This window comes from Pseudomonas sp. Z5-35 (assembly GCF_051131945.1).
Lineage (GTDB): Bacteria > Pseudomonadota > Gammaproteobacteria > Pseudomonadales > Pseudomonadaceae > Aquipseudomonas > Aquipseudomonas marvdashtae.
The window spans coordinates 1,452,623-1,470,300 of record NZ_CP071640.1 but is presented as its reverse complement, the minus strand read 5'-3'; the positions used below and the strand labels follow the sequence as shown (position 1 = coordinate 1,470,300).

Here is a 17,678-nt window from a genome sequence, read left to right as displayed (position 1 = left end):
CGGGTCAGGCGTGGCCTGACGCTTTGAAAACAGGTCATTCGGCGAAGGGATCGCCAAAGGGTCGCGAATCATACGCTCGTTGAGGCTTTCGCGCATCAGAGACTAGCTGATCGTACAGTGCTTAGCGCTTTTTCCGCCGACCGGTGGCGCCAAGCTTGATCAGGCGCAGCGCCGCTTCGGCGAGTACGACGCGCCTGTCTTCTTTGTCGAGTTTTTTCCAAGCCTTGATTTCGCGCTTGCTGCGCCCGCAGCCGATGCAAATATCATCGTCGAACTTGCAGAGGCTGATGCAGGGGTCTTTGATGGCGCTCATGATAATTCCTGTCACGCCGCAAGCCCGGGATGGGCAAGCGGGTCAATCTTCGAACTGGCGCCGCTCGTTTTCAATCGCTTCGGCCAGGGCGCGAGCCTCGGCCTCTTCGTCGCTCAGCTCGGGTTCGGGCTCGCGCGGTTCGAGGGCGGCAACCGCAGCGAGCAGCTTTTCCCGTGCCTGTGCAACGCCGAGAATATCGTCTTCGGGTTCGGGTTCAGGCTCGACAGCAAGTTCAACTGCATCGACTTGCTGTGGCTGTTGTTCCGTCCCGTCCTCAATATCCGGAGCGTCACGCAGCAAATCGTCGAAGTCAGTCTTCAGGCCCTCCTCCATGGTGTCCAGCTCCAGCAACAACGAATGGAAACTGGTCTCCTCCTTCGGCTCCTCAGGCTCGGCACTGGCATCGGCCAACGCTTGCAGGCTTTGAGGCACCGGGGCGTCGTCGAACCCGAGCATAGGTTCTGGCTCCAGCTCCCGCAGCTCGGCCAGCGGCGGCAGGTCGTCGAGGTTCTTCAAGTTGAAGTGATCGAGAAAAGCCTTGGTGGTGGCAAACATCGCCGGTTTGCCCGGCACGTCACGATAGCCGACGACGCGGATCCACTCGCGCTCCAGCAACGTCTTGACGATGTGGCTGTTGACCGCCACGCCCCGTACATCCTCGATCTCGCCCCGGGTGATGGGTTGGCGATAGGCAATCAGCGCCATGGTTTCGAGCATCGCCCGGGAGTAACGCTGCGGCCGCTCCTCCCAAAGGCGCCCGACCCAGGGCGAGAATTTCTCGCGGATTTGCAGGCGATAACCAGACGCCACCTCCTTGAGCTCGAATGCCCGCCCCTCGCAGGACTTGCCCAACAGTGTCAGGGCTTTCTTGAACACGGCCGGCTCGGGCCGCTCGCCTTCTTCGAAGAGTTCGAACAGGCGCTCCATCGATTGCGGCTTTCCGGAAGCCAACAGGAAAGCTTCAAGCAAGGGCGCCAGCTCGCGGGGTTCAGTCAGATTCATTGATTTGCTCGTTATTCGGCTCGGGCCCGCACGTGGATCGCTGCGAACGGCTCATTCTGCACCAGCTCGACCAAGGATTCCTTGACCAATTCCAGGACTGCCATAAACGTCACCACCACCCCCAGCCGCCCTTCCTCGGCGGTGAACAGCTCGACGAACGGCACGAAGCCGCCGCCCTTGAGCCGCTCCAGCACATCGCTCATGCGCTCGCGGGTGGACAGTGCTTCGCGGCTGACCTGGTGACTTTCAAACATATCGCCCCGGCGCAAGACCTCGGCCATGGACATCAACAGCTCTTCCAGGCTCACGTCTGGCAGCAACTTGCGCGCCCGCGCTTCAGGCGCATCGAGCTTGGGCACCACCACGTCGCGCCCGACCCGGTTCAGGCCATCGAGGCCTTCGGCCGCGGCCTTGAAGCGCTCGTATTCCTGCAAGCGACGGATCAGCTCGGCCCTCGGATCGTCTTCTTCCTCTTCGACCGCGGCCGAACGCGGCAGCAACATGCGCGACTTGATTTCGGCCAGCATCGCGGCCATCACCAGGTATTCGGCCGCCAGCTCCAGGCGCACCGACTGCATCAGCTCGACGTAGCCCATGTATTGACGGGTGATTTCCGCCACGGGAATGTCGAGGATGTTGATGTTCTGTTTGCGGATCAGGTACAGCAGCAGGTCAAGCGGGCCTTCGAAGGCTTCGAGGAAAACCTCCAGCGCATCCGGCGGGATGTATAGGTCCAGGGGCATTTCCAGGACCGCCTGGCCATAGACCATGGCAAAGGGCAATTCCTGTTGCGCGCCGGCCTGGCTGTCGACGCTTTCGACGGCGGTCTCAACAGCGGACATTCAGGCCTCGACCATGAACGGCGTCGGATCACCGCAGCCGACACGCACCACTTGGGGCTCGCCATCGGCGAGGTTGATCACGGTGGAGGCCGACATGCCGCCGAAACCGCCGTCGATGATCAGGTCCACCTGGTGCTCGAGTATCTGGCGCATTTCATAGGGATCGGTCAACGGCTCGGTCTCGCCGGGCATGATCAACGTCACGCTCATCAGCGGTTCACCCAACTCAGCCAGCAGCGCCAAGGCAATCGGGTGGCTCGGCACACGCAGGCCGATGGTGCGTTTTTTCGGGTGCAGCAACAGCCGCGGGACTTCCCGCGTGGCGTTGAGAATAAATGTGTAAGGGCCTGGCAGATGAGCCTTGAGCAGGCGGAAGGTGCCGGTGTCGATCTTGGCGAACAGCCCCAACTGCGACAGGTCGCTACAGATGAGCGCGAAGTTGTGCTTGTCATCCAACTGGCGCAGGCGTCTTACCCGCTCCACAGCATTTTTATCGCCGATCTGGCAACCAATCGCGTAGGACGAGTCGGTGGGATAAACCACTACACCACCACCACGGATGATCTCCACCGCCTGTTTGATCAGGCGCGCTTGCGGGTTTTCCGGATGAATCTGGAAAAATTGACTCACGTGTTCTACCTGTTCAGACGGCGGCGATAACGGGATCATGTTTGAATCTACACCATAGTGGTGGCAGATCTTCCGGCAACGGGCGGTATTCGCCAATCTCGGACCAGCCCCCCGGGCCGTGGAAATCACTGCCGGCGGTGACCAGCAGCCCAAACTCCCGGGCGAGGATCGCCAGGCTGCCGACCTGCTCGGCCGGCTGATGGCCATTGACCACTTCGATGGCATGGCCCCCTGCTTGAATATAGTCGGCTATCAGGCGGCGGCGCTTGCTGCGGGTGAAATCGTAGTGCCAGGGATGTGCAAGGCTGATCCACGCCCCGGCGGCTCGCAGCGTCGCGACGGTTTCCTCCAGGGTGGGCCAATGCTGCTTGACGTCCCCCAGCTTGCCGGCCCCCAGCCATTTGCGGAAGGCTTCGGCGCGATCCTTGACATAACCTTCGCTCACCATCCAGTCGGCAAAATGCGGCCGGGCCGGCGCATTGCCGCTGTCGCCTAGGGCCTGCTGGATTTGCCGGGCGCCTTCCAGCGCACCGGGCATGCCCTTGAGGGCCAGCTTGCGGCTGATCTCCTCGGAGCGCAGCCAGCGACCGTCGCGCAATTGTGCGATGGCCTGGACCAGCGCCGGCGCATTCACATCGAAACCGTAGCCCAGCACATGGATGGTCGCCCCGCCCCAGGTGCAGGACAGCTCAACACCGTTGACAAGCTGCATGCCCAGCGCGGTGGCGGCGCTGCGCGCCTCGTCCAGGCCTTCGAGGGTATCGTGATCGGTCAGGGCCAGGACTCGCACGCCGTGCTCGTACGCCCGCGCCACCAGAACCGCAGGCGCCAGGGCACCATCGGAGGCCGTGCTATGGCAGTGCAAATCAACATTCACGAGAGTTTGTTACCTCAAATCAGCTGGCCCTATCGCGGCCAAGGATGTTTGTTATTATGCCGCCACATCCTGCTTCTGGCTGCCACTGTGAAACAATTCATCGATTTCATCCCGCTCCTGCTGTTTTTCATCGTCTACAAACTTGATCCACGGACCGTCGACATCGCCAGTCACTCGTTGACTGTTGGCGGTATCTACAGCGCCACCGCCGTGCTTATCATCAGTTCCCTGGTGGTCTATGGCGCGCTCTTCGTTTCCCAGCGCAAGCTGGAAAAAAGCCAGTGGCTGACCTTGATCGCCTGCCTTGTCTTCGGCAGCCTGACCCTGGCCTTCCACAGCGAGACCTTCCTGAAATGGAAAGCACCGGTGGTCAACTGGCTGTTTGCCCTGGCCTTTATCGGCAGCCACTTCATTGGTGACCGCCTGTTGGTCAAGCGCATCATGGGCCACGCCCTGAGCTTGCCAGAGGTGATCTGGACCCGGTTGAACATCGCCTGGATCGTTTTCTTCCTGTTCTGCGGCGCCGCCAACCTCTTCGTTGCATTCACGTTCCAGCAATACTGGGTCGACTTCAAGGTCTTCGGCAGCCTGGGCATGACCTTGCTGTTCCTGATTGGCCAGGGCATCTACCTGTCCCGTCACCTGCACGATGCCGACCCCACCACGCCAAAAACCGAGGACTGACATGCTCTACGCAATCATTGCTACCGACGTCGCCAACTCCCTGGAAAAACGCCTGGCCGCCCGCCCGGAACACCTGGAGCGCCTGCAGCAGCTCAAGGCCGAAGGCCGCATCGTGCTGGCCGGCCCGCACCCGGCGGTGGACAGCAATGATCCGGGCGCGGCGGGTTTCACCGGCAGCCTGATCGTGGCCGAGTTCGACTCCCTGGCCGCCGCGCAGGCCTGGGCCAAGGCCGATCCGTTCGTGGCGGCCGGCGTCTACGCCGATGTCGTGGTCAAGCCGTTCAAGCAAGTCCTGCCGTAACTCCCTCCTGGCGCAATGAGCCTGCGCGGCTCATTGCGCTCGATTTGCTCATTTTTCCCGTGCGCCTGCCGACAACCTGTCTAATCTCGATTGGAATTCAGGAGTTGCAATGCGCAAAGGTCCGTTGTGCCTGTTGTTGGTATCGTTGGCGATCGGAGCGCCCGCCCATGGCGAGGAAAGCGCCGAGGGCAGCCATTCGGCGCCGTTATCCCTGAGCGCCGGCGGCCAGATCGCCGAATTGCAGCAACGCTTGAAAGACAGCGAACGCCAGCGTGAAGAGCTGGGCAAACAACTGCAGAATGCCGACAGCGAGCGCGAAAGCGCTGTGCTGGCCCGGCTGCGCCAGGAAAACCAGCGCTTGAAGCTGCAACTCAAGGAAGCCCAGGCCAGCCCGCTGCCACGCCTGTTGACCGATCAACAGCAATGGTTCGTCATTGGTGCCGGGGTAGCGCTATTGGCCTTGCTCTGCGGTATCTTTGCCAGCGGTGGACGTAGACAACGTCGGCAATGGCTAAATTGAGTGAGTCATGAGCGAGCTGTTACTGATAGATGATGACCAGGAGCTGTGTGAGCTCCTCTGCAGTTGGCTGGGCCAGGAAGGGTTTCAGGTCCGCGCCTGTCACGACGGCCAAAGTGCCCGCAAGGCCTTGGCCGAGACCGCCCCTGCTGCAGTGGTGCTGGATGTGATGCTGCCCGACGGCAGCGGCCTGGAACTGCTCAAGCAATTGCGCAACGATCACCCGGAGTTGCCGGTACTGATGCTCTCGGCCCGGGGTGAACCGCTGGACCGTATCCTTGGCCTGGAGCTGGGCGCCGATGACTACCTGGCCAAGCCCTGCGACCCACGGGAACTGACCGCCCGGCTGCGCGCCGTGCTGCGCCGCAGCCACCCGACGGCCGTGTCCAGCCAGATCGAACTGGGCGACCTGACCTTCAGCCCGGTGCGCGGCGTGGTCAGCATCGACGAGCAGCAACAGGCCCTCACCGTTTCCGAAAGCCGCCTGCTCGAAGCATTGCTCAAGCAGCCGGGCGAGCCGCTGGACAAGCAGGAATTGGCGCAGCTCGCCCTGGGCCGCAAGCTGACCCTGTACGACCGCAGCCTCGACATGCACGTGAGCAACCTGCGCAAGAAAATCGGCCCCCACCCCGACGGCCGGCCGCGGATCGTGGCGCTGCGTAGCCGTGGTTATTACTACAGCCTCTGAACACTGTTTGGACCTAGGGCCACGGGGTTTGTGCAGGCTGTTTTGTCAGCATCGAACCAAACCGTCTTTACCCAAGCTTTACGCCCCCCTGACCGCCGCTGACCTTGATCTCCGTAATCTGCACACATCCGGAACTGACCGGGAATGAGACAAGGAGAAACACCATGCGCAAGACCCTTATCGCTCTGATGTTCGCCGCCGCCCTGCCGACCGTCGCCATGGCCATGCCTGAAGGCCCCGGCCCGATGGGCCCGATGGACGGACCGCGCCACGGCGGGCAGATGCACGACAAAGGTCCGTACAGCCAGCTGGACCTGACCCACGAGCAACGCCAGCAGATCCGCAAGATCATGGGGGAGCAGCGTCACGAACGTCGCGAGCTGGTCGAAAAATACCTGGCCAAACTCTCGCCGGCCGATCAGAAAGCCATGCAGGACGAAATGCAGGCTCGTCACGAAAAGGTCGATGCCCAGATCCGTGGCCTGTTGAAGCCTGAACAACAGAAAGAGTTTGATGCGATCCAGAAAAAGCAGACCGAACGTCGCGCCGAGTGGGCTGAGTTCAAAGCCTGGAAAGCGCAACAACCGCAAAAAGCGCAATAATGCACTGAAGCTTGCCCAGCCCAACGGCCACTCGCCGTTGGGCTTTCTTTGTTTTCGAGGATTTATCGTGCGTTCATTGTTCTGGCGCATCCTGGCCAGTTTCTGGCTGGCCATTGCCCTGGTTGCAGGGCTTTCGATTCTCATGGGCCACATGCTGAATCAGGACGCATGGATTCTCACCCGCCATCCGGGTCTCAACACCCTGGCCGAGGAATGGACGCAAACCTATGAAAGCCAGGGTGAAGAAGCCGCCCAGGACATCCTGCAACAACGCAAGCGCCAATATCGAATCGACGTCCAGGTGCTCAACGAAAGCGGTGACCCGGTGGTGCGCGGCACCTTCCCACCTCGCGCCGCCGCCTTCGAGGCACGGCAAAAGCGCCTGCCCTGGCGGCGGCTGACCGACGAGTTCACCAGCGCAACAACCGGCGACACATACCTGTTCATCTACCGCATTCCCCATCCTGAACTGGACGCCTGGCACCGCGAGAGCCTGCTCTTGCCCCTCAGTGCACTGGGGATCGCGTTGGTGGTGCTGACCCTGTTCAGCCTGTTGGTGACCTTCTCCATCACCCGTCCACTGAGTCGCTTGCGCGGTGCGGTGCATGATCTGGGGCAGGCCACCTACCAGCAAAACAGCCTGGCCAAGCTGGCCAACCGCCGGGACGAGTTCGGTGTACTGGCCACCGACTTCAATCGCATGGGCGCGCGCCTGCAAAGCCTGATTGCCAGCCAGCGCCAATTGCTGCGAGACGTCTCCCATGAGCTGCGCTCGCCCCTCGCCCGCTTGCGCATCGCCCTGGCGCTGGCCGAACGGGCCAATCCTGCGGAGCGGGAGAAACTGTGGCCACGCTTGACCCGCGAATGTGATCGCCTGGAAGCGCTGATCAGTGAAATCCTGGTCCTGGCCCGGGTCGATGCCGACAACGCCAGCGCCGAAGAAGTCGATCTCAACGCCCTGTTGGTCACGCTGCAAAAAGACACCCAACTGGCTTCGCCTGAACAGCATGTCCAGGTGGCAGCGGAGCCGAACCTCACCCTTAAAGGCTGGCCGACCATGATCGAGCGGGCTGTGGATAATTTGCTGCGCAACGCCCAGCGTTTCAGTCCGAGCGGGCAGCCCGTGGAGATGCGTGCAGTGCAACAGGGCGAACGGATCCTGATCAGCGTGCGCGACCATGGGCCAGGCGTGGAGGCCGAACACCTGGACCAGTTGGGCGAACCCTTCTACCGGGCCCCCGGCCAGACCGCCGCCGGCCATGGCCTGGGGCTGGCAATCGCCCGCCGCGCGGCGGAACGCCACGGGGGTGCGCTGGTATTGGCCAACCATCCGGAGGGCGGGTTCATCGCGACGCTCGAGCTGCCGCTGGTGCCGGGGGCCGTGGTGCAACCTTAAAATGGAGCTGTGGCGAGGGACCTTGCTCCCTTAAACCAAACGATAATTCCTCTTATTCAAACTGCCCTGCCCTGTTAGACTTTGCGCCCGCGTTTCACTCGTCCCCGCAGGATTCCCAATGCCGTCGTTGTCTCTTCGCTTATGCGCACTGTTCCTGGCCCTGGGCCTGAGTGCCTGCGACGACGCCCCGCGTTTTACCCAGGCCGAACCCGGCGAAGCCAAGTCCGGCGGCAGCGCGACGGTGCGCAAGGCCGATCAGAACGCCTTCTCCTTGCCTTCGGCCAACCTGCCGCCTTCGCGGCGCGTGGATTTCAGCGTCGGCAACAGTTTCTTCCGCAGTCCCTGGGTGATCGCCCCTTCGACGACCACCGCACGGGACGGACTCGGCCCCTTGTTCAATACCAACGCCTGCCAGAATTGCCACATCAAGGACGGGCGCGGCCACCCACCGGCTCCAGATGCCGCCAACGCGGTGTCGATGCTGGTGCGCCTGTCGATTCCCGATGCGCCGACCTATGCGAAGGTCATCGAACAACTCGGTGTCGTGCCAGAACCAGTGTATGGCGGCCAGTTGCAGGACATGTCCGTACCTGGCGTCGCCCCGGAAGGCAAGGTGCGGGTCGACTACACACCCGTCCCTGTGCGTTTCAAGGACGGCACCGTCGTGGAACTGCGCAAGCCAAACCTGCAGATTACCCAGCTGGGTTATGGCCCGATGCACCCGGACACGCGTTTTTCGGCCCGCGTCGCCCCGCCAATGATCGGCCTGGGTCTGCTGGAAGCCATCCCCGACGAAGCCATCCTGGCAAATGCCGAGGCCCAGGCGCGGGAGAACAACGGCATCGCCGGGCGCCCCAACCGGGTCTGGGACGATGTGCAGCAGAAAACCGTGCTGGGGCGTTTCGGCTGGAAAGCCGGACAGCCAAACCTCAATCAGCAGAACGTCCACGCCTTCTCCGGCGACATGGGCCTGACCACCACCCTGCGGCCCTTCGACGACTGCACCGAGGCCCAGGTCGATTGCAAGCGAGCGCCCAATGGCAATGGCCCGGAAGGCGAGCCGGAAGTCAGCGACAACATCTTGCGACTGGTACTTTTCTACAGCCGCAACCTCGCCGTACCGGCCCGTCGCGAGGTGAATGCGCCCCAGGTGCTGGCCGGCAAGAACCTGTTTTTCCAGGCCGGCTGCCAGTCCTGCCATACGCCCACATACACCACCGCCGCCAACGCTGCCGAACCGGAGCTGGCGAACCAGGTCATCCGCCCTTACACCGACCTGCTGCTGCACGACATGGGCGAAGGCCTGGCTGACAACCGCAGCGAATTCAAGGCCAGCGGCCGTGACTGGCGAACCCCGCCGCTGTGGGGCATCGGCCTGACCGAAACCGTCAACGGCCACACCCAGTTCCTGCATGACGGTCGCGCCCGCAGCCTGCTCGAAGCCGTGCTCTGGCATGGCGGCGAAGCCCAGGCGGCGCAACGACAAGTCTTAGCCTTCAATGCCGAGCAACGCGCCGCGTTGCTGGCCTTCCTCAATTCTCTTTAAACGTACGTTCCAGAAACGGGAGCCCGACATGTTCCGTCCCAAGCTGTTGTTCACCAGCCTCGCCGCCATCGCCCTGGGGGCCTGCTCGCCCCAGGACCCACAAGCCGTCACGTCGGCCGCCATTGCCAAACAGGTGATCCTGCCGACCTACAGCCGTTGGGTCGATGCCGATCGGCAGTTGGCGACCAGCGCCCTCGCGTTCTGCCAGGGCAAGGAAAACCTGGAAAGCGCCCGCGCCGACTTTCTCAAGGCACAAAAAGCCTGGGCCGAACTACAACCGTTGCTGATCGGTCCGCTGGCCGAGGGCAACCGCGCCTGGCAGGTGCAGTTCTGGCCAGACAAGAAAAACCTCGTGGGCCGTCAGGTCGAGCAACTGGTCAACAGCCAGCCGCAGATCGACGCCGCCGGCCTGGCCAAGTCCAGCGTCGTCGTGCAAGGGCTTTCGGCCTACGAATACCTGCTGTTCGACGCCAAGATCGACATGGCCGACAGCACGCAAAAAGCCAAGTATTGCCCGTTGCTCATCGCCATCGGCGAACGCCAGAAGCAGCTCGCCGAAGAGATCCTGTCGCGCTGGAACACCCACGACGGCATGCTCGCCCAGATGAGCAAATTCCCGAACCAGCGCTATGCCGATTCCCACGAAGCGATCGCCGATCTGCTGCGCGTCCAGGTCACCGCCCTGGACACCCTGAAGAAGAAGCTCGGCACGCCGATGGGCCGCCAGAGCAAGGGCGTGCCGCAGCCGTTCCAGGCCGATGCCTGGCGCAGCCAATCGTCGCTGCAAGGACTGGAAGCCAGCCTCAGCGCCGCCAGGACCGTGTGGGTCGGCGTGGACAACAAAGGCCTGCGAGGCTTGTTGCCAAGTGACCAGAAACCGCTGGCCGACAAGATCGACGCCGCCTACGACGCCTCGTTGAAACTGTTCGCCAGCAGCCAGCGCTCGCTGGCCGAAATGCTCAGCGATGATACCGGGCGCCAACAACTCAACGACCTGTATGACAGCCTCAACGTCGTCCATCGCCTGCACGAAGGCGAACTGGCCAAGGCGCTGGGCATTCAACTGGGCTTCAACGCCAACGACGGTGACTGATCATGTTTCGACGTCAGGCTCTGGCGCTCGGCAGCTTGCTGCTGGGCGCCGTTACCCTGGGCGGCTGGACGCTGTTCAAGCAAAAGGACAAGAGTCCGCTGCTGCTTTCGGCACGGGACGATGGCGACGGCAAGCACTACGCCGTCGGCTATCGACTGGACGGCACCCGGGTGTTTGCCACCCAGGTCGGCCAGCGTTGCCATGACATCATCAATCATCCAGCGCAGCCGATTGCGCTGTTCGTTGCCCGCCGTCCAGGCACCAAAAGCTACCTGATCGACTTGCGCGACGGTGCGCTGTTGCAAACCATCAGCTCATTGCCGAACCGGCACTTCTATGGCCATGCGGTGATCCATCGCAGCGGCGAATGGTTGTATGCCACCGAGAACGACACCCGCGATCCGGGACGCGGCCTGCTGGGTGTGTACCGCTTCGAGGGCGAGCGGCTGGCGCACAGTGGTGAGATTTCCACCCACGGCATCGGCCCTCATCAAGTGTCGTGGATGCCCGACGGCGAGACCTTAGTGGTGGCCAACGGCGGTATCCGCACCGAGGCCGAAAGTCGCCTCGAGATGAACCTCGATGCGATGGAGCCGAGCCTGGTGCTGATGCGCAGAGACGGCACACTGTTGAGCAAGGAGACCCTCCCCCAGCAGATGAACAGCGTGCGCCACATGGGCATTGCCAGCGACGGCACCATCGTCACTGGCCAGCAGTTCATGGGCGCCGCCTACGAGTCGTCGCAACTGCTGGCGATCAAGCGACCGGGACAACCGTTCCAAGCGTTCCCAGTGCCTGAACGCCAGTTGCAAGCCATGGGGCACTACACCGCCAGTGTGGCCGTGCACAGCGACTTGCGGCTGGTGGCCCTGACGGCGCCACGGGGCAACCGGTTCTTCATCTGGGACCTGGACAGCGGCGAGATTCGCCTGGACGCGCCCTTGCCGGACTGCGCCGGAGTGGGTGCGGTGGCCGACGGGTTTGTCGTGACATCCGGCCAGGGCCGTTGCCGTTATTACGACTGCACGCAGACACAACTGGTTGCAAAACCCTTGGATCTGCCGGCGGGGCTCTGGGACAACCATTTGCATCTGGCCTGAGCGAGGGGAGCGAAGCCCATCGAAGCCCAGCTCCCTATTTTTCGGAATAATCCCACGCATTACAGGCCCAACAGCATATGGAATACACCGCCCACTCGGAGTAATGTGCCCGCCTATCTGTTTCTCCTCTCGGCTCTTTTCCAAGGAAGTGGAACATGCTGCGACGCCGCATGCTGATCATGTTGGGTGTTGTCCTGCTGGTGGTGCTGTTGCTGGCGGGCTACAAGTCCTTCTCCATCTACCAGCAAATCCAGATGTTTTCTGCACCCAAACCGCCGGTCAGCGTCGCCGTGGCCAAGGCCACCGAGCAACCCTGGCAGTCTCGCCTGCCCACCGTTGGCAGCCTCAAGGCCCTGCAAGGCGTTGACCTGAGCCTGGAGATTGCCGGGACCGTGCAAAAGGTGCAGTTCGAGTCCGGGCAGAAGGTCAAGGCTGGCCAACCGATCCTGCAACTGGACAGCGAAGTCGAAAGTGCCCTGCTGGAAACCGCACAGGCCGACCTCGGCCTGTCACAGCTGGACTTCGGCCGCGGCCGTCAACTGGTGGGCAGCCAGGCAATTTCCAAGGGCGAATTCGACCGTCTCTCGGCGCAGCTGAAAAAGAACCAGGCCACGGTCAACCAGCTCAAGGCTTCGTTGGCGAAGAAACACATCGTCGCGCCGTTCAGCGGCACCATCGGCATTCGCCAGGTGGACGTCGGCGACTACCTGGCCAGCGGCACGGTGATCGCGACCTTGCAAGACCTCAGCAGCCTTTATGTGGACTTCTACGTGCCTGAGCAGACGGTGCCTCGATTGGCTATCACCCTGCCAATCAACGTCAGCGTCTCGGCCTACCCCGGCCAGGCCTTCACCGGCACCATCAGCGCCATCAACCCCAAGGTCGAGGACAGCACTCGCAACGTGCTGGTACGCGCCACCCTCGCCAACCCCGACGGCAAATTGTTGCCCGGCATGTTCGCCAATCTGCAGGTCATCCTGCCCGATGTGGCCGCCGGCATCGTCGTGCCGGAAAGCGCCGTGACCTACACGCTCTACGGCAACTCCATGTACGTGGTCACGCAAAAGAAAGCCGCCGACGGCAGTGTCGAGATGGATGACAAGGACCAGCCGCTGTTGATCGCCGAACGGCGCTTCGTCGAGACCGGCGAGCGGCGTGACGGCAAGGTGCTGGTGACCAAGGGCTTGCAGAGCGGCGAACAGGTCGTGATTGCCGGCCAGATCAAACTGGACAACGGTACGCCCATCGCCATCGGCGATGACAAGACCCTGACCGAACAGAACAGCCCGTCACCCGCGGACTGATCAAGGAACCCCCATGGCTTTTACCGATCCGTTCATCCGCCGTCCGGTGCTTGCCACCGTGGTCAGCCTGCTGATCGTGCTGCTGGGCTTCCAGGCCTGGAGCAAGCTGCCCCTGCGTCAGTATCCGCAGATGGAAAACGCCTTGATCACGGTGACCACCGCTTACCCGGGGGCCAACGCTGAAACCATCCAGGGCTACATTACCCAACCGATGCAACAGAGCCTGGCCAGTGCCGAGGGCATCGACTACATGACCTCGGTCAGCCGCCAGAACTTTTCGGTCATCTCGGTCTATGCCCGTATCGGTTCCAACAGCGACCGGCTCTACACCGAACTGCTGGCCAAGGCCAGCGAGGTCAAGAACGAGCTGCCCCAGGAATCGGAAGACCCAGTGCTCAGCCGCGAGGCCGCCGACGCCTCGGCATTGATGTACATCAGTTTCTTCAGCAAGGAATTGAGCAATCCCCAGATCACCGACTATCTGTCGCGGGTGATCCAACCCAAACTGGCGACACTGCCTGGCATGGCTGAGGCCGAGATCCTCGGCAACCAGGTCTTTGCCATGCGTTTGTGGCTGGACCCGGTCAAGCTCGCCGGTTTCGGCCTGACCGCCGCCGACGTGACCAATGCCGTGCGCCAGCACAACTTCCTCTCCGCAGCCGGTGAAGTAAAAGGCGAGTACGTGGTCACCAGCATTAACGCCAACACCGAGCTCAAGTCCGCAGAAGCATTCGCCGCGATTGCGCTCAAGACCGAAGGCGACAGCCGCGTGTTGCTGCGGGACGTGGCACGGGTGGAAATGGGTGCCGAAAACTACGATACCGTCAGCTCCTTCGGTGGCACGCCTTCGGTGTACATCGGCATCAAGGCAACACCGGGCGCCAACCCCCTCGATGTCATCAAGGAAGTGCGCAAGATCATGCCTGAACTGGAGGCGCAGTTGCCCTCCAACCTCAAGGCCGAGATCGCCTACGATGCGACGCTGTTCATCCAGGCGTCCATCGACGAGGTGGTAAAGACCCTGTTCGAGGCAGTGCTGATCGTCATCGTCGTGGTATTCCTGTTCCTCGGCGCGCTGCGTTCGGTACTCATCCCGGTGGTGACCATTCCACTGTCGATGATCGGCGTGATGTTCTTCATGCAGCTCATGGGTTATTCCATGAACCTGCTGACGTTGCTCGCCATGGTGTTGGCGATCGGCCTGGTGGTGGACGACGCCATTGTGGTGGTGGAGAACATTCACCGGCACATCGAAAAAGGCAAGACCCCGTTCGACGCCGCGATAGATGGCGCGCGCGAAATAGCCATGCCGGTGGTCTCGATGACCATCACGCTGGCGGCGGTGTATGCGCCGATTGGCCTGCTAGAAGGCCTGACGGGGGCGCTGTTCAAGGAGTTCGCACTGACCCTGGCCGGAGCGGTGGTGATATCCGGAATCGTCGCCCTGACCCTGTCGCCGATGATGTGCGCGATGCTGCTGCGCCATGACGAAAACCCGTCGGGATTGGCCCATCGACTGGACGTGATCTTCGAACGCTCGAAGACCCGTTACCAGCGCATGCTTCACGGCACGCTCAATACCCGTCCGGTGGTCCTGGTGTTTGCGGTGATCGTCCTGCTGCTGATACCGGTGTTGATCATGTTCACCAGGTCGGAACTGGCGCCCGACGAGGACCAGGGCATCATTTTCATGATGGCGAACGCCCCGCAGCCCACGAACCTCGACTACCTGAACAGCTACACCGATCACTTCATTACCATCTTCAAGGAGTTTCCGGAGTACTACTCCTCGTTCCAGATCAACGGCTACAACGGCGTGCAATCGGGCATCGGCGGTTTCCTGCTCAAACCCTGGAACGAACGCAGCCGCACCCAAATGGAAATCCTGCCTGAAGTCCAGGCCAAGCTGGAAAGCGTACCTGGCCTGCAGATCTTCGGTTTCAACCTGCCTTCACTGCCCGGAACCGGCGAAGGCCTGCCGTTCGCGTTCGTCATCAATTCGCCGAAAGACTATGCGACGCTCCTGGAGGTTGCCGACCGGGTGAAAAAACGCGCGGTGGAATCCGGCAAATTTGCTTTCATGGACATCGACCTGGCTTTCGACAAGCCTGAAGTAGTGGTGGACATCGATCGTGAAAAGGCTGCCCAGATGGGCGTCTCGATGCAGGACCTGGGCGGAACCCTGGCGACATTGCTGGGTGAATCCGAGATCAACCGCTTTACGCTCGAAGGGCGCAGCTACAAGGTCATCGCCCAGGTCGAACGACCGTTCCGGGACAATCCGCAGTGGTTGAACAACTACTACGTGAAGAATGCCCAGGGTGAATTGCTACCGTTGTCGACGCTGATCAAGGTGAGCGACCGGGCCCGACCGCGGCAACTGAACCAGTTCCAGCAGCTAAACGCCGTCACGATCTCTGGCTTCCCCACGGTGAGCATGGGCGAGGCCATCGAGACCGTGCGCCAGATTGCGCTCGAGGAAGCACCGGTGGGATTCTCCTTCGATTACGCCGGTGCTTCACGCCAATTCGTACAGGAGGGCAGCGCGCTGTGGGCAACCTTTGCCCTGGCGCTGGCCATTATCTTCCTGGTGCTGGCTGCGCAGTTCGAAAGTTTCCGGGACCCGCTGGTGATCTTGGTAACGGTGCCGCTGTCCATTTGCGGAGCGCTGATCCCGCTGTTCCTCGGGTGGTCGAGCATGAATATCTACACTCAGGTGGGGCTGGTGACGCTGATCGGATTGATCAGCAAGCACGGCATTCTCATCGTCGAGTTCGCCAACCAGCTGCGCAAGGAACAAGGCCTGAGCCCGCGGGATGCAGTGGAGCAAGCGGCCTCGATTCGCCTGCGGCCCGTATTGATGACCACAGCCGCTATGGTGTTCGGCATGGTGCCGTTGATCCTGGCCACAGGAGCCGGGGCGGTAAGCCGCTTCGACATCGGCATGGTCATCGCCACGGGCATGACGGTCGGAACCTTGTTCACCTTGTTCGTATTGCCCTGCGTCTATACCTTGTTGGCAAAACCGGACAAAGCCTGAGATACGAGCATCACGGGACGCCTGTGGTGCATGGAATCCGCAGGAAAATAAAAGGCCTCGCAAATGCGAGGCCTTTTATTTTTAACCATGACACTTAACTCTGCGGCCGCATGCCTTGAGACAGGCTGAACATGAACAGCAACAAGTCGTCATCCGGTCGGATCGCCTCGCTGGTCTTGGCCACGCGAGGCACAGGGCAATGCGCGCCAACCGTGGAGGCACTGAGGATCTGCGAACGCGGCTGTTCCCACACCGCCACCGCCATTGAGGTAACTGCCAGGGCTCCGACTAAAAATAAACCTCTAGCAATTTCTAGTTTCATCGTTATAAACCTTTGATAGCGCTGCCAAACGCCGTCTCGTAAAAGTAGACCAGTTTTTCCCAGTCGGCGCCTTGGAACGACGAATGGCGCTGTAGCTGCTTCATGTCGTGAGACGCCGCACTTCGAGCGGTCAGGCGTTGCCGGCATTTTTCCAGATCCAGCAATGCCACTTCGGCCTTGGCCGATTCGCCTTCTCCGGTCACACGCACAAATACGTGCTTGATGTAGAGACAGCCATGCTGCCAACGACCTTTGTGCATACGAGCGAGGCTTTCAGCCAATTCCTTGAGGATACGCTCATGAACTGCCTCGCCATGACGTTCGCGACCGCCCCCCGCGTACCAATGCTCGATTTCCTCGAAGCCATCCAGCGCTTGGGTAACCAGCAGCGCACGCCATTTATGTACCGGGTCCCGCTGCGCACCGCAAAAGACAATCTGGGGGACCGTGACGTTGAGCTCGGTCAAGGCCAAAAGCGCTCGTTCTTCGCGCAGCACAGTCGGGCGACCAAACGGGTGCAGCAGGCTGCGGTAGATGTGGCCAGTCTGGCGCTTTGCATAAAGCAGTGCTCCACCGCTGCTAAGCCGCTGGACACCACTTTCACCGCCACGGCGCGTATTGGGTTCTTCGACCCACTCCCCGCGCTGATTCCAAAAATGATCAAAGCAACTACGAGAAGCCACTGAGGCTTCTACTGCCGGTACAGCCATGCCTGCTACCCCTTGCGTAATACATAAACTCGCCACATGGCATAGAGCGGTAGGAAATCAAGTTGTTCCAGAATGCGAAACCCAGCCTGTCGGAATTCGTCCTCTACTGTAGCAACCGGTAACACAAATCGGTTTTGGTAGTCTTTCTGCCCACGCGTGCGCTCCAGGCGCTTGCGTTTCCAAGCCTTGAAATTGCCATCGACCCACAACGAAACGATCACGCTGTCACGGCTGACACGCTCGAATTCCCGCAGGATCGCCAGGCGGTGCGCGGGTTCCCCGATGTGGTGCAGCAAGCGCATGCAAAAAATGCTGTCGACGGCGTTATCAGGCAAGGCGATGTCGAAGGCAGAAGTGTGCAAGGGTTGTACCCGTTTTACGGCGTCGGTGGGTTGAACGCTCATTGCGGTCTTTAACATGGCTTCGGAATTGTCCGCACCGATGACTACCCGGTTCGGTTTTTCCGCCAGCAATGACCAGAAACGCCCTGCGCCGCACGGCAGATCCAAGACCAAGCCTGGATCACCGGCCAGGGCCAGGGCGCGGCGGGCCAGTTGTTGGTCCCGCAGGTTGGAGAGACGGCGGCTCAGGCCGCTGCGATGTTTGTGAAAATACTCTTCGGCGTGCTGTTCATCGTACTTTTCGGAAAAATCCAGCTTGACGGCTTTGGACATGGGGTGGCTCTCCCTTATTGATCAGCTCACCCTATGA

Annotated in this window: 19 protein-coding genes; 11 read left to right on the top strand and 8 right to left on the bottom strand. The window is 61.4% G+C overall.

The window, feature by feature from the left end; translation table 11 throughout:
* Window positions 1-121 precede the first annotated feature (121 nt).
* The 5 genes from J3P95_RS06850 to J3P95_RS06830 form a co-directional block, all read right to left on the bottom strand.
* Window positions 122-313 carry a DUF1289 domain-containing protein gene (locus J3P95_RS06850; protein WP_434561726.1) on the bottom strand — a complete coding sequence of 64 codons (192 nt, stop codon included), beginning with the start codon at window positions 311-313 and terminating at the stop codon, window positions 122-124.
* Between the two features lie 42 nt (window positions 314-355).
* Entirely contained in the window at window positions 356-1,315 is a 960-nt protein-coding gene (scpB, locus tag J3P95_RS06845; RefSeq protein WP_434561724.1) for an SMC-Scp complex subunit ScpB, read from the bottom strand.
* Window positions 1,316-1,326: 11 nt separating this feature from the next.
* Window positions 1,327-2,025 carry a segregation and condensation protein A gene (locus J3P95_RS06840; protein WP_434563734.1) on the bottom strand — a complete coding sequence of 233 codons (699 nt, stop codon included), beginning with the start codon at window positions 2,023-2,025 and terminating at the stop codon, window positions 1,327-1,329.
* 132 nt (window positions 2,026-2,157) lie between these two features.
* A complete protein-coding gene (locus J3P95_RS06835; RefSeq protein WP_053124883.1) occupies window positions 2,158-2,787 on the bottom strand; it encodes an L-threonylcarbamoyladenylate synthase in 630 nt (209 codons plus the stop codon).
* A gap of 13 nt (window positions 2,788-2,800) precedes the next feature.
* Entirely contained in the window at window positions 2,801-3,664 is an 864-nt protein-coding gene (locus J3P95_RS06830; protein ID WP_434578155.1) for a PHP domain-containing protein, read from the bottom strand.
* A gap of 87 nt (window positions 3,665-3,751) precedes the next feature.
* On the opposite strand from J3P95_RS06830, the gene J3P95_RS06825 reads away from it, so the two are divergent.
* From J3P95_RS06825 to J3P95_RS06775, 11 genes are all read left to right on the top strand, one after another.
* Window positions 3,752-4,348, top strand: coding sequence for a septation protein A (locus J3P95_RS06825; protein WP_434578157.1), 597 nt, complete (start codon window positions 3,752-3,754; stop codon window positions 4,346-4,348).
* 1 nt (window position 4,349) lies between these two features.
* A complete protein-coding gene (locus J3P95_RS06820; RefSeq protein ID WP_045156716.1) occupies window positions 4,350-4,649 on the top strand; it encodes a YciI family protein in 300 nt (99 codons plus the stop codon).
* 109 nt (window positions 4,650-4,758) lie between these two features.
* Window positions 4,759-5,169 (top strand): translation initiation factor 2, encoded by a 411-nt coding sequence (locus J3P95_RS06815; RefSeq protein WP_434578159.1) that lies wholly within the window; start codon window positions 4,759-4,761, stop codon window positions 5,167-5,169.
* A gap of 7 nt (window positions 5,170-5,176) precedes the next feature.
* Complete coding sequence (locus tag J3P95_RS06810; RefSeq protein WP_434578160.1) at window positions 5,177-5,854, top strand: response regulator transcription factor; 678 nt, start codon at window positions 5,177-5,179, stop codon at window positions 5,852-5,854.
* 164 nt (window positions 5,855-6,018) lie between these two features.
* On the top strand, window positions 6,019-6,456 hold the full coding sequence (locus J3P95_RS06805; RefSeq protein ID WP_434578162.1) for a Spy/CpxP family protein refolding chaperone: 438 nt from the start codon (window positions 6,019-6,021) through the stop codon (window positions 6,454-6,456).
* A 67-nt stretch (window positions 6,457-6,523) separates the two neighbouring features.
* The gene (locus J3P95_RS06800) at window positions 6,524-7,852 is read left to right on the top strand and encodes an ATP-binding protein (protein WP_434561712.1); all 1,329 of its coding nucleotides are present in this window, start codon (window positions 6,524-6,526) and stop codon (window positions 7,850-7,852) included.
* Between the two features lie 118 nt (window positions 7,853-7,970).
* Entirely contained in the window at window positions 7,971-9,398 is a 1,428-nt protein-coding gene (locus J3P95_RS06795) for a di-heme oxidoredictase family protein (protein ID WP_434626412.1), read from the top strand.
* 28 nt (window positions 9,399-9,426) lie between these two features.
* Window positions 9,427-10,491 (top strand): imelysin family protein, encoded by a 1,065-nt coding sequence (locus J3P95_RS06790; protein WP_434561708.1) that lies wholly within the window; start codon window positions 9,427-9,429, stop codon window positions 10,489-10,491.
* A gap of 2 nt (window positions 10,492-10,493) precedes the next feature.
* Window positions 10,494-11,591, top strand: coding sequence for a DUF1513 domain-containing protein (locus tag J3P95_RS06785; protein ID WP_434578166.1), 1,098 nt, complete (start codon window positions 10,494-10,496; stop codon window positions 11,589-11,591).
* A gap of 155 nt (window positions 11,592-11,746) precedes the next feature.
* Entirely contained in the window at window positions 11,747-12,895 is a 1,149-nt protein-coding gene (locus J3P95_RS06780) for an efflux RND transporter periplasmic adaptor subunit (RefSeq protein ID WP_434578168.1), read from the top strand.
* A 13-nt stretch (window positions 12,896-12,908) separates the two neighbouring features.
* On the top strand, window positions 12,909-15,935 hold the full coding sequence (locus J3P95_RS06775) for a multidrug efflux RND transporter permease subunit (protein WP_434561702.1): 3,027 nt from the start codon (window positions 12,909-12,911) through the stop codon (window positions 15,933-15,935).
* Window positions 15,936-16,029: 94 nt separating this feature from the next.
* Here the strand turns inward: J3P95_RS06775 and J3P95_RS06770 are convergent, their stop codons facing one another.
* The 3 genes from J3P95_RS06770 to J3P95_RS06760 are packed head-to-tail and all read right to left on the bottom strand — an operon-like array spanning window position 16,030 to window position 17,641.
* Entirely contained in the window at window positions 16,030-16,257 is a 228-nt protein-coding gene (locus J3P95_RS06770) for a hypothetical protein (protein WP_434561700.1), read from the bottom strand.
* Window positions 16,258-16,259: 2 nt separating this feature from the next.
* A complete protein-coding gene (locus tag J3P95_RS06765) occupies window positions 16,260-16,967 on the bottom strand; it encodes a lipopolysaccharide kinase InaA family protein (RefSeq protein ID WP_434578170.1) in 708 nt (235 codons plus the stop codon).
* 5 nt (window positions 16,968-16,972) lie between these two features.
* Complete coding sequence (locus J3P95_RS06760; protein ID WP_434578172.1) at window positions 16,973-17,641, bottom strand: class I SAM-dependent methyltransferase; 669 nt, start codon at window positions 17,639-17,641, stop codon at window positions 16,973-16,975.
* Window positions 17,642-17,678 lie beyond the last annotated feature (37 nt).